Consider the following 11854-nt stretch of genomic DNA (forward strand, 5'->3'; position numbering starts at 1 on the left):
CCCTCGACGTTCACGCAGATGTTCGGCAGCGGCTTGATCGGACTACGCGAAGGGCTCGAAACCGGCATCGTGGTCATGGTCCTCGTCGCCTACGTGGTCAAGACCGGCCGACGAGATGCGCTCAAATGGATCTGGACGGGTGTGGCCGCCGCGGTGGCCATGGTCGTCGTGGTGTTCTTGGTGATCCACTTCGGCACGTCCACCATGACCCCGCTGGCGGCCGAGACCATCGCCGGGATCGCCTCGCTGGTCGCGGTCGTCATCGTCACGTTCATGGTGCTGTGGATGAGCAAAGCCGCCCGGCACATCTCCGCCGACCTCAAGAGCGGGATGTCGCGTGCGCTCGTCGCCGGCCGGGCCTCGGTGATGGGACTGGCGTTCCTCGCCGTCGGGCGGGAGGGGTTCGAGACCGCACTGCTGATGGTCGGCTACGCCGAGAGCGTTTCCGGCGGATTGTGGCCCTTGATCGGCCTGCTGCTGGGGGTCGTGGCCGCGGTGGCGCTGACCGTGCTGATCTACCACGGCGCGATCCGACTCGATCTGCGGTTGTTCTTCATCTACACCGGCATCTTCCTCATCTTCGTGGCGGCCGGGATCCTCACGTACGGCGTCGGCGCCCTCCAGACGGTCGGGTGGCTGCCCGGACACGGAGCCGTCGCCTTCGACATCTCCGGGGGTTACGACGCGTCGTCCTGGTACGGCACCGTGCTCGGCGGCATCTTCAACTTCCGTCCCGACCCCACCGTCCTGCAGGTCGTCGCCTGGATCGCCTACGTGGCCGTCGTGCTGACGATCTTCTGCCGGCGGCAACTGAGCCCGGCTCCCGAAGCCTCCCCCGCCGGCACCCCCGCGCCGGATTCAACGACCACGCAGAACTCCGCATCCGCGGAATCGGCAACCGAAAGGAACCCTCAGTGAATCGCAGAACCGTGATGGCCGCCGGCGCGGCCGCGGCACTCGTGTTGCCCGTGCTGCTGGCCGGCTGTACCCAGAAGGCCACCTCGGACGGTGCGATCACGGTCACGTCCACCAACGATGCGTGCGACCTCGCGAGCAGTGAGGCGACCACCGGCAACGTCGATTTCGCCGTCACCAACTCCGGCGACAAGGTCACCGAGTTCTACGTGTACGGCACCAACAACCGCGTCCTCGGCGAGGTCGAGAACATCGGTCCCGGACTGTCGGGCAACCTCAGCGTCGAGATCGTCGAACCCGGCACGTACACCGTGGCGTGCAAGCCCGGGATGGTCGGGACCGGCATCCGCACAGAACTCACCGTCGGCGGCGAGCGCAAGGAGAAGGCCGATGTGCCCGCGGACGTGACCGCCGCGAAGGGCCAGTACCTCGAATACGTACGCAACCAGCTCAACACCCTGCACGCGCAGGTGACCGCCTTCGTCGGCAGTGTCAAGGCGGGCGACCTCGACGCCGCCCGCGCCCAGTTCGGACTCGCGCGCACTCCGTACGAGCGCATCGAACCCGTCGCCGAGTCCTTCCCCGACCTCGACCCCGCCATCGACATGCGATGGGACGACACCGAGGACGGCGCCCAGCCGTTCACCGGCTTCCACCGCATCGAACGTTTCCTGTGGCCGCCGCAGCCGGCCGAGATCGGCGATGCGCCCGGCCAGATCAGTCCGGCCGACGCACAGAACGCGGCCGCCACCGACAATCCGCAGACGATCGCGCCGGTCGCCGACCAGCTGCTCGCCGACGTGACCAAGCTCCGCGACGAGGTCAACGCACCCGGGTTCGAGTTCGAGACCGGGTCGTTCGTGAAGGGCCCCCAGGCGCTCATCGACGAGGTCGCCGCCACCAAGATCGACGGCGAGGAAGACCGGTACTCCCACACCGACCTGTGGGACTTCGCCGGCAACCTCGACGGCTCGGAGACCGCGATCGCGACGCTGCAGCCGATCATCTCGGCGAAGGACCCGAAACTGATGGACACCATCACCGCCCAGTTCGCCACGGTGCGCGACTCGGTGAACACCTACCGCTCCGGCGACGGGTACGTGTCCTACACCGAGGTCTCCGCAGATCAGCGCAAGGAGATGTCCAACCAGATCGACGCGCTGTCGGCGACACTGTCGCAGGTTCCCGGGATCGTGCTGGCACAGTGAACGATCGGACCCCCGACCCGCGCGACATCGACACCGATGCCCCACCCCGGTCCCCACGGCGCGGCTTTTCCCGTCGCGCGGTGATCGGCGGCGCCGGCGCCGGACTGGTCGTCGCCGCGGGCGGGGTCGCCCTCGGTCGGGCCTCGGCATCGTCGCAGTCGCCACCCGCGCAGGTCGTCGAGTTCCGCGGCGAACACCAGGCAGGCATCACCACCGCGGCCCAGGACCGGCTGCACTTCGCCAGTTTCGACGTCGTCACCGACTCCCGGGACGACCTCATCGCGATGCTGCGGCGCTGGACCTCGGCCGCCGAACGGATGACCCGAGGTGAGGAGACCGTCGACGACGGCGCGACCGGGCTCGGTGACTACACGCCGCCGGCCGACACCGGCGAGGCGCTCGGCCTCGGTGCCGCGAACCTCACCCTCACCATCGGGTTCGGCCCCGGACTGTTCGGTCCCAGCGCCGCCGACCCTGACCGCCCCGACCGGTTCGGTATCGGCGACCGTAAACCAGCTGCCCTGCAGGATCTCCCCGGTTTCGCGGCGGAGAAGATCGAACCGGCACGGTCCTACGGCGACATCTGCATCCAGGCATGCGCCGACGATCCCCAGGTCGCGGTCCACGCGATCCGCAACCTGGCCCGCATGGCCTTCGGCGTGGCCGCGGTGCGCTGGTCCCAACTCGGCTTCGGCCGCACCTCGTCGACCACCCAGTCGCAGTCGACGCCGCGAAACCTGTTCGGATTCAAGGACGGAACCAACAACCTCCGGGCCGAGGACACCGAATTACTCGATCGCTGGGTGTGGGTCGGCGCCGAGGACAACCCGCCGGCCGCCCACTGGATGACCGGCGGTACCTACCTCGTCGCCCGACGGATCCGGATGGACATCGAACCCTGGGACCGCGCCCACCTGCTCGAACAGGAGCAGATCATCGGCCGCACGAAAGCGGCCGGCGCACCGCTGGGACAGACCGACGAGTTCGACACACCCGACTTCGCGGTCACCTCCGGCCGCACACCGGTCATCCCCCGCGACGCCCACATCCGGCTCGCGCATCCCGACAACCTCGGAGGCGTCCGGATCCTCCGGCGCGGATACAACTTCACCGACGGCTCCGACGGCTTCGGACATCTCGACGCAGGCCTGTTCTTCATCGCGTTCAACCGCGACACCGGACGCCAGTTCGTCCCGATGCAACATGCCCTGTCCCGCAAGGACGCGATGACCGAATACCTCATCCCGAACGGGTCGTCGGTCTTCGCGATACCGCCCGGGCTGGGCCCGGACGAATGGTGGGGGCAGCGACTCTTCGACTGAGGAGGCACAACAGGTGCGCCCTCATGTCCGGAGCAGGCGGACGAGCACCCCGGCGGCGTGGGCTCGCGCGGCCCGGTCCGCCTCGTCGGCGTCGCCGGCCTCCAGCGCCGCGATGATCCGGCGGTGTTCGGTCACGGCATGCCGGCGGTTGTCCTCGTGCGACCACATGTCGGACCGGTACAGGTGTGACTGGGTGTCGAGTTTCAGCAGGGCATCGCACAGCGGCGCATTGCCCGACAGCGACCGGACCGCGGTGTGGAAGTCGAGGTCGAGTTCGGCGTCGCGTCGGTGGTCGGGATCGGTGTCCAGCAACCGCTCCTGTTCACGGACCCGCTCCCACAGGCCCGCCAGTTCGGCGCGCGTCACCCGGACGGTCGCCTGACGGGCGGCGAGACCGTCGAGAACCTCGCGGACCTCGAAGACGTGCCGCAGCATCGCGTCGTCGAGCACCGCGACCTTGGCCCCGACGCGCGGGGTGTAGACGGCCAGGCCGTCCATCACGAGTTGCTGGACCGCCTCCCGAACCGGACTGCGCGACACGTCCAGTCGAGCGGCCAGGCCGGGAACCGAGAGCGAGGCACCGGGTGCGAGGGTGCCGTCGAAGATCTCGTCTCGTATGCGGCGCAGGACCGACTGCACGAGCAGGGCCCCGTCGTCTCCGTTACCGGTCATGACGTCCCAGGGTAGAAGGCCGTGGCCCAGCGAGCATCATCCCGGCCGGCATCACCCCGCCGCCATCACACGCTGCGCCTCGCGATCGGCTCCGGCGGGTGCGACGCCGCTCTTCATCCCGGCCAGTTTCGCATTGATGTTCTCGGCGACCGTGATCGGTGGATATCCGGGGTGATCGGTGCGGGCGCACCCGGGCAGCGTCTCGATGACGGCGTCGGCGTTGCCGTCGAAGAAGAAGGCCGCCGACCGGCGACGGAGGATCCGGCCGTCGACGACCGGCGGATCGACGCGGTGCACGGTCGAACGCCACCGGTCGTTCGTCCACCGCGCCATGGCATCCCCGAGGTTGACCAGCAATGCCCCGTCGGCGGGTGCAACGTCGTGCCATCGCCCCTCGTGATCGAGGACCTGGAGTCCGGGCACCTGGTCGGCCCACAGCACGGTGAGGATGCCGAAGTCGGTGTGCGCACCCATTCCGGTCAGCTCTCCGGCGAGTTCGATCTCCCCCTCGGGCAGTGTGTAGTTGTTGAGCTTGAGCGCGTCGATGGAGTGGTCGGTCATCGTGTCGAAATGGCCGGGAGGCAGACCGAGCGCATCGGTGAACGCGGTGAGCAGAACTCGGGAGAGGTCGCGCGCGGCGCCGAACCAGTCCTCGACGGCACCGCGGAAGCCCGGCGCCGCGTCCGGCCACGTGTTCGTCGGGTAGCTGGACTCCGGCAGGTCCAGACCCGGGAACCAGGAACCTTCCGAGCCGACGGTGAACGCCTCGTAGAAGTCGTTCATCTGGTTGGCCGCCGCGACACCGAGACTCATGCTCAGCGATTCGCTCTTCGGGGGGCTGTAGCCACGGTTCTGACCCGGCCGGGCGTACTTCTTCTTCACGTCGAGTGGTAGCGCGTAGAACTCGTCGAGCGCCGCGGTCAGGGCGTCGATGACGTCCGGTGCGATGCCGTGGCCGACGACCTGGACGAAACCGACTCCGCTGCAGGCGTCGTCGAGGGCGCGCGCCACCCGGTCCCGGTCCGCAGCCGAACTGTCCGGGTCGAGATAGGGCGAGATGTCGATGGTGGGAACGGTGAACATGGGCCCTCCGGGGTGAGAATTGTTGTTGGGACTGAGCGTGATTCGCACTCAGCGACGGCGGTTCACGGCGGCGGTCAGGATGCTGAAGACGCCGAAGACGAGGATGCCGAACACCGACGCCAGCACGATCGCCGCGATCAGATCGTCGGATTGCAGGCGGGCCCGGTAGATGTCGAGCAGGGTTCCGATTCCGGGTTCTCCCTTGGCGAAGAACATGTCTCCGATGATCGCGCCGACCACGACCAGTCCCGAAGCCGTGCGGAACCCGGTCATCATCGACGGCAGCGCCGACGGGAACTCGAGCATCAGCAGACGTTGCACCGGCGTCGCCTTGGACAGGGTGAACAATTCCTGCGACGACTTGTCGACCGACACGAGACCGAAGTGCGTGTTGGCGATGATCGGGAAGATGGCGATGATCACGCACACGATCGTGCGGGCGACCATCCCGTAACCGAACCAGAGCCCGATCAGCGGGACGATCGCGAGGACCGGGATCACCTGTAGCACAACGGCCCAGGGGTAGATCGCCCGCTCCATGAAGGAACCCCGGCTCATCAGGACCCCGATGGACACGCCGATGAGCGCGGCGAAGGCGAAGCCGACGAAGCACACCTTGGCGGTGACCCACAGCGCATCGAGCATGGGCCCCACGTGATCGGGGTCCAGCAGCGACTCGACGAGCACGGTGTGCGGGGGTGGCAGCAGGAATCGCCGTGCCGGACTGAGGATCAGATAGCTGACCGCGTACCAGGCGGCGATCCCGACGGCGAGCGACAGCACCGGTGGGGCACCGTATCGCACGACGGCTGCCGCGATCCGGCGCGCAACGCCCTTCTCGGACGGCGTGGCCGATCCCCCGGCAGACCCGGACGGTGGGACAGGCCCTGGTTGCACGCCGGTGGCGGGGCGAGATCGGGCGGCAGTGGTCATCGTGCACCTCGGAGAGTTTCGGAGATCTCGGCGACATGGTCGGTGAAGCGGCGGTCATAACGCAGATCAGGGTGGCGGGGGTGAGCGAAGTCGATGGCGATGTCGGCGACGATTCGCCCGGGGCGTGCGGACATCACGATCACCCGGTTGGCGAGGAAGACCGCTTCGGACACCGAGTGCGTGATGAACATCGCGGTGAACCGGCGTTCGGCGTAGAGCCGTTGCAACTCGGATTGCATGTCGAGCCGCGTCATCTCATCGAGAGCGCCGAAAGGTTCGTCGAGGAGCAACAATTCGGGCTCGGAGGTCAGCGCCCGGGCCAGCGAGGCACGCATCTTCATGCCGCCCGACAACATGCGCGGCAGTTGCGACTCGAACCCGGTGAGACCGACCGCATCGATCGCAGCCTGCGCCCGGCGCCTGCGCTCTCCCCGCGGCAGTCGCGCGATCTCGGCGCAGACTTCGACATTGCCCCGCACGCTGCGCCAGGCCAGGAGGGTGGGCTCCTGGAAGATGAACCCGACCGACTCCGTGGCGAGCGCCACGCTTCCGTCCGTGGGCTTCTCGAGTCCCGCGACCATCCGGAGCAGCGTGGACTTGCCGCATCCCGACGGTCCCACGACCGCCACGAAGTCGCCGGTGCGCACGTCGAGGTCCACACGGTCCAGCGCCCGGGTCCCGGAGTCGAATCGCTTGGTCACCCCGGAGACGGAGGCGACGACATCCTTGGTGAGATGACGCGCATCTACGTCGTTCACGGTGTCGTAGAGTTTCATGCGACCTTTCCGTCCTTGCTACATGTAATCACCAGCATCTATCTGCTTCACCATGATTGGTTACATGTATTTCAGTCCGATGACGTCGTGTAAACACTGCGTCACCGGCACCGGGAATCAACCCCCGGCACACTTTCTCAATCGGGGTCATCAGTGCAGTTCACAGTTGTTTTTCGACCATACCCAGGACGCTGAGACTGCGCTGGGCCCCGGCTGGCGGAATCCGAGACGGCCACCTAGCTTTCACATGTAGATCGCGAATGTGTCGCGAACGACCGGCCTCAGTCCAGGAGATCCCATGACTTCTCACCCACCGTTCCGTACCCGCCACTCGCGTCTGGCCGCGGTCACGGCGGCGACCCTCTGCGCGGCCGTTCTGGCCGGATGTTCGAGCTCCGGGTCCGACGACACCGCGGCGTCGAGCCTGCCGCCGGCACCCGCCGAATCCTCCCTTGCCGGAACGTGTCCCGACAACGTCGTGATCCAACTGCAGTGGCAACCACAGTCCGACATGGCCGGGGTCATCGGACTCCTCGGCCCCGGGTACACCGTCGACACCGACAACAAGTCGGTCTCCGGGCCGCTCGCCTTCGACGGTATGGACACCGGTGTCGACATCACGTTGCGCGCAGGCGGTCCCGCGATCGGATTCCAGTCGGTCCCGTCGGCGATGTACTCCGACGACTCCATCCACCTCGGCCTCGTTCACGGCGATCAGATGATCTCCGCGGCCAAGGACCAACGCGTCGTCGGGGTGACGCCGCTGCTCCAGTACAACCCGTCGATCATCATGTGGGACCCCGCGTCGCACCCGGACGTCAAGACGATCGCCGACATCGGCAGGTCCGATGCGAGCGTGGTGGTGTCCAAGGATCAGATCTTCCCGCAGTGGCTGGTGGCCAAGGGTCTGCTCGAGCAGCGCCAGCTCGACACCAGTTACGACGGTGCACCGGCCCGTTTCGTCGGCGATCCGACCATCACCCAGCAGGGCTTCGCGAACTCCGAGCCCTACACCTACGAGAACGAGACCCCGTCGTGGAACAAGCCGGTCGCTTACGCGATGGTGAAGGACGCCGGATACGACGTGTATGCGTCGAACGTCTCGGTGCGCGCGGATGACGTCGCGGAGATGTCGCCGTGCCTGGCGAAGCTGGTCCCGATGATCCAGCAGACCGGCAAGGACTACGTGGCCGCGCCCGACGCCGTCAACGCCACCATCGTCGACTGGGTCGCCCAGGACGTCTCCTTCACGCCCTATTCGGCCGGCGAGGCGGCGTACTCGGCGGGGCTGCTCAAGGACCGCGCGGTCATCGCCCCGGGCGCTGACGGCGTCTACGGCAGTTACGACATGGTCAAGGCGCAGAACGTGATCAACGACCTCGTGCCGATCCTGAACGCCGGCGGCGCCGACCTCCCGCCTTCGCTGCCCGCCGACCAGTTGTTCACGACCCAGTTCATCAGCGAGCAGATCCGCTGACCCGTCGTGTCAGCATCATCAACGATCAAGTGAGGACCACGATGACCGAGACCACCCCCCTGCACTCACCGGCCGACATGGCCGAACTCGACCGCGAACGCCGGATGGGCGGGTTGGGCACCGAGACCACCGCCCGGGAGATCCGTCGCATCAGCCTGGCCGACCTGGACAACCGCCGCGACGAGATCGCCGATCAACTCTGGTCGGCTGCAACCGACATCGGCTTCTTCCAGGTGATCGACCACGGTATCGACCTGGTGGCGGTGGACCACGCGTTCGACATGTCCGCCCGGTTCTTCGCACTGCCCCGCGACGTCAAGGAGAAGTACCCGCTCAAGAAGGGACAGAACGCCGGCTGGGAGTACCGCACCCAGGTCCGCCCGTCCATCGGGACCCCGGACCAGAAGGAGTCCTACCAGTTCACCCGCCCCCGCATGGAGGGCTTGTGGCCCACCGAGGACGAGCTGGCCGGATTCCGGGCCACCATCGAGGATTTCGAGCACCGGTGCTGGTCGCTGGCAATGACCCTGCTCAGCCGTTTCGCCGAGCGCCTCGGTCTCGAGCAGGATTTCTTCACGAGGGCGCACGACCCCTCGTCGGACACCTACCAGAGCACCCTGCGGCTGCTGCACTACTATGCGTTCCCCGAGGAGCTACTGGAGACCGAGAACAGCTGGCGCGCAGGCGCACACACCGACTTCGACGCGCTGACCCTGCTGTTCCAGCGGTCCGGACAGGGCGGCCTCCAGGTGCTGCCGGGGGCCGAGGCCGACGGCCAGGCCTGGACGTCGGTCGAACCGTCCGACGACGCCATCACCTGCAACATCGGTGACATGCTGATGCGCTGGTCCGACGACCGGTTGCCGTCGAACTTCCACCGCGTGCGGGCTCCCCGCCGGGGTGAGTACACCGGTCCGCGGTACACGCTCGCGTACTTCGCACAGGCGAACTCCGATGTGCTGATCGAGAGCGCCGGCGGGACCTACCCGCCGATCACCGCTGCCGACTATCTCGCCCAGCGCATCGCCGCGAACTTCGCGAAGTGAGGGACGCGCACTCGTCCGGGGCCGCCGCCACCACGGCGGCCCCGGCCTTCCGCGACGTCACGGTCTACACCGCCGGCGCATGGCGATCGCACTGCGACATCAACATCGTCGACGGCGTGGTCAGCTCGGTCGAACCGACCACCCGTCCGGGTGCGGGCACCGGCGGATACGTGATCCCCGGGTTCGTCAACACCCACACCCATCTCCAGCAGACGCTCATGCGCGGTGTCGCCGAGTGCACACCGCTGCTCGAATGGCTGCTCGCCGTGGGTGAGGAGTCCGTGGCCATCACGCCCGAGCGGGCCTACCTCGCCGCCGTGTCCGCCTGTCTCGAGCTGTTGCGGTCGGGCACGACGACGGTGGTCGAACACATGTGGCCGCATACGTCAGCCGACGTGCATGATGCCGTCGTCCGGGCGTTGCGCGACACCGGGATCCGCGCGATCCTGGGCCGCGGGATCGCGGATCGGCCCGACCCGACCCGCAAGTGGGGGTTCGAGCCGCGGCTCATGCAGCCACTCGGCGAGGTTCTCGAGCACGTCGATCACCTTCGGAACGAGGTCGCCGGGTCCCGGATCTCGATGGCGCTGGCGGTACCCAACCCCAGGTCGGTCACCGATGCCGGGATGCGGACGATCCGCCAGTTCGCCGAGGACCGCGACCTGACGGTGTCGATCCACCTGCTCGAGACCCGCACCGACGAGCAGATGTGTCTGCAACACACCGGGTTCGGAGCTGTCGACCACCTGGACCGGAACGGTTTCCTGTGGGACCGGGTCCTCGCCGTCCACTGCGTCGAGCTCGACGACGCCGGCCGGCGGACCCTGGCAGCCCGGGGTGTCGCGGTGTCGCACAACCCGTTGTCGAACATGCGGCTGGGAAGCGGGGTGGCCCCGGTACCGGCGATGCTGGAACGCGGACTCGCCGTCGGCCTGGGTGTCGACGGCGCCGCGAGCAACGACACCCAGGACATGATGACGACACTGCGTATCGCCGCCTACCTCCAGCGCGCCGTCCATCGACGCGCCGACCTCCTCGGCTACGCCGAGATGCTCGACATCGCCTGCGGCGGAGCCAACTCGGCCCTCGGTCTGCCGCCGGTGGTCGGCGGGGTCACGGTGGGTGGACCGGCGGACCTGACCCTGGTGCGCTTCGATCGCGACTACGCCACGCTCCCCGTTCGCGATCCCGGTGCATCGTTGCTCACCACCGGGTCGAGGTCCATCGTCGACACGGTGATGGTCGGCGGCGAGATCCTCGTCGAGGACGGACGCAACACCAGGGTCGACGAGGCGGAGTTCACCGAACAGCTGGCCGCGCTGGCCGTCTGAGTCGAGGAACGACCAGATCGTCGACTGTGCAGCCGATTTCGTCGACTGTGCAGCACATTTCGCCGACTGTGCAGCCGATTCCGTCGACTGTGCAGCCGATTCCGTCGACTGTGCGCTGACCGTTCCTTGCTCGCAGCGATCGGGGAGCTGGTCAGGCCGGGTTCTCGTCGAGGACGGCTGCCCATGCCTCCGGCGAGTCGAGAGTCACGCCCCGCTCGGCAGCGCGCTTCTCGGCCGCCCGTACGTCGGCCATCAACGCGAGCGCGCGGTCTCGCGCCTGCGCCTCGACGCTGTCGTCACCTGCGGTCACCGTCACGGTGAGAGTCTCCGCCGGGATGGTGTCGACGGGATAGTGCGCCGCGGTGAGCCGTTCGAGCACCTTCTGCAGCAGCGCGAGAGCGGGCTGGGTGGTCGCCACCCCGTCGAGCACCGAACCGCGGCGCTTCTCGGCTGCCTTGCGTTCTTCCCATTCCCGGATCTGCGTCTGGAGGTCCGAGTGGGCCCCGGACAGCACACCGGGGGTACGGCCCGAGACCTTGGCGGTGAAACTGCGGGCGACATCGTCGATGTCGAACGGGGCGGCGGGATCGTCGGCGGCGATCCGCGCATGGAACAGCACCTGCAGCAGTAGATCTCCGAGTTCTTCGCGGAGCTCGACGGGGTCGCCGGCCTCGATGGCGTCGAGGAGCTCGTAGACCTCTTCGAGCAGATAGCGGCGCAGCGAGTGGTGCGTCTGCGTGCTCTCCCACGGCCCGTTCCGCCGCAAGGTGTCCATCAGCGCCACGGACTCCAGCAGCGCCGTTCCCGCAACGCTCGGCGCGGCGATGACCTCCTCACCGCGCTCGATACGTGCGCGGACGAGCGGATGGTCGGGGTCGGTGCTGACGAGCACCGACCCGGGCGTGGCGGTCGTCTCGTCGAACACCGGTTCCACGGAGTCGAACTCCCACAGCATCGCCGCCGGCACGTCCTCGGTCACCCGCACCGGTCCGGACAGACATCTGCGCGCGCGGATGGGGATCAGGTCTGGCCGTGCCGGATCCAGCAGCACCACCGTCATTCGTCGTACGCCCTTTCTCGACCCCCGCCGT

Annotated in this window: 11 protein-coding genes; 6 read left to right on the plus strand and 5 right to left on the minus strand. The window is 67.7% G+C overall.

Going from position 1 to position 11854, the window contains the following annotated elements; translation table 11 throughout:
• Positions 1–18 precede the first annotated feature (18 nt).
• From efeU to efeB, 3 genes are read left to right on the plus strand one after another with little or no spacing between them, the layout of a single operon-like run.
• Positions 19–918: an iron uptake transporter permease EfeU gene (efeU, locus tag CA982_RS09555; protein WP_086535225.1), complete on the plus strand. Its 900-nt coding sequence runs from the start codon at positions 19–21 to the stop codon at positions 916–918.
• Positions 915–2123 (plus strand): iron uptake system protein EfeO, encoded by a 1209-nt coding sequence (gene efeO / locus CA982_RS09560; RefSeq protein WP_086535106.1) that lies wholly within the window; start codon positions 915–917, stop codon positions 2121–2123. The genes efeU and efeO overlap by 4 nt, the downstream gene beginning before the upstream one ends.
• Positions 2120–3445, plus strand: coding sequence for an iron uptake transporter deferrochelatase/peroxidase subunit (gene efeB, locus CA982_RS09565; RefSeq protein ID WP_086535107.1), 1326 nt, complete (start codon positions 2120–2122; stop codon positions 3443–3445). Before efeO ends, efeB begins: the two co-directional genes overlap by 4 nt.
• Before the next feature lie 21 nt (positions 3446–3466).
• On the opposite strand, the gene CA982_RS09570 is transcribed toward efeB, so the two are convergent.
• The 4 genes from CA982_RS09570 to CA982_RS09585 are packed head-to-tail and all read right to left on the minus strand — an operon-like array spanning position 3467 to position 6909.
• Positions 3467–4117, minus strand: a complete 651-nt coding sequence (locus tag CA982_RS09570) for a GntR family transcriptional regulator (protein WP_086535108.1) — start codon at positions 4115–4117, stop codon at positions 3467–3469.
• Positions 4118–4168: 51 nt separating this feature from the next.
• Entirely contained in the window at positions 4169–5200 is a 1032-nt protein-coding gene (locus CA982_RS09575) for an isopenicillin N synthase family dioxygenase (protein WP_086535109.1), read from the minus strand.
• 48 nt (positions 5201–5248) lie between these two features.
• Entirely contained in the window at positions 5249–6133 is an 885-nt protein-coding gene (locus CA982_RS09580; protein WP_208617922.1) for an ABC transporter permease, read from the minus strand.
• Complete coding sequence (locus tag CA982_RS09585) at positions 6130–6909, minus strand: ABC transporter ATP-binding protein (protein ID WP_086535110.1); 780 nt, start codon at positions 6907–6909, stop codon at positions 6130–6132. The genes CA982_RS09580 and CA982_RS09585 overlap by 4 nt, the downstream gene beginning before the upstream one ends.
• Before the next feature lie 298 nt (positions 6910–7207).
• Here CA982_RS09585 and CA982_RS09590 point away from each other — a divergent pair, with 298 nt between their 5' ends.
• From CA982_RS09590 to CA982_RS09600, 3 genes are read left to right on the plus strand one after another with little or no spacing between them, the layout of a single operon-like run.
• Entirely contained in the window at positions 7208–8386 is a 1179-nt protein-coding gene (locus tag CA982_RS09590; protein ID WP_086535111.1) for a nitrate ABC transporter substrate-binding protein, read from the plus strand.
• Between the two features lie 41 nt (positions 8387–8427).
• Complete coding sequence (locus CA982_RS09595; RefSeq protein WP_086535112.1) at positions 8428–9432, plus strand: isopenicillin N synthase family dioxygenase; 1005 nt, start codon at positions 8428–8430, stop codon at positions 9430–9432.
• Positions 9429–10763, plus strand: coding sequence for an amidohydrolase family protein (locus CA982_RS09600; RefSeq protein ID WP_086535113.1), 1335 nt, complete (start codon positions 9429–9431; stop codon positions 10761–10763). The genes CA982_RS09595 and CA982_RS09600 overlap by 4 nt, the downstream gene beginning before the upstream one ends.
• Positions 10764–10914: 151 nt before the next feature.
• Here CA982_RS09600 and CA982_RS09605 read toward each other — a convergent pair whose 3' ends face one another.
• Positions 10915–11823 carry a nucleoside triphosphate pyrophosphohydrolase gene (locus CA982_RS09605; protein WP_086535114.1) on the minus strand — a complete coding sequence of 303 codons (909 nt, stop codon included), beginning with the start codon at positions 11821–11823 and terminating at the stop codon, positions 10915–10917.
• Positions 11824–11854: the final 31 nt, after the last annotated feature.

This window comes from Gordonia lacunae, assembly GCF_002149015.1.
Lineage (GTDB): Bacteria > Actinomycetota > Actinomycetes > Mycobacteriales > Mycobacteriaceae > Gordonia > Gordonia lacunae.

Excerpts from the sequence above, each read along its gene's own strand:
- efeU (WP_086535225.1), top strand. The coding sequence starts at position 19 with ATGTTCGGCAGCGGCTTGATCGGACTACGCGAAGGGCTCGAAACCGGC.
- CA982_RS09570 (WP_086535108.1), bottom strand. The coding sequence starts at position 4,117 with ATGACCGGTAACGGAGACGACGGGGCCCTGCTCGTGCAGTCGGTCCTG.
- CA982_RS09575 (WP_086535109.1), bottom strand. The coding sequence starts at position 5,200 with ATGTTCACCGTTCCCACCATCGACATCTCGCCCTATCTCGACCCGGAC.
- CA982_RS09580 (WP_208617922.1), bottom strand. The coding sequence starts at position 6,133 with ATGACCACTGCCGCCCGATCTCGCCCCGCCACCGGCGTGCAACCAGGG.
- CA982_RS09585 (WP_086535110.1), bottom strand. The coding sequence starts at position 6,909 with ATGAAACTCTACGACACCGTGAACGACGTAGATGCGCGTCATCTCACC.
- CA982_RS09590 (WP_086535111.1), top strand. The coding sequence starts at position 7,208 with ATGACTTCTCACCCACCGTTCCGTACCCGCCACTCGCGTCTGGCCGCG.
- CA982_RS09595 (WP_086535112.1), top strand. The coding sequence starts at position 8,428 with ATGACCGAGACCACCCCCCTGCACTCACCGGCCGACATGGCCGAACTC.
- CA982_RS09605 (WP_086535114.1), bottom strand. The coding sequence starts at position 11,823 with ATGACGGTGGTGCTGCTGGATCCGGCACGGCCAGACCTGATCCCCATC.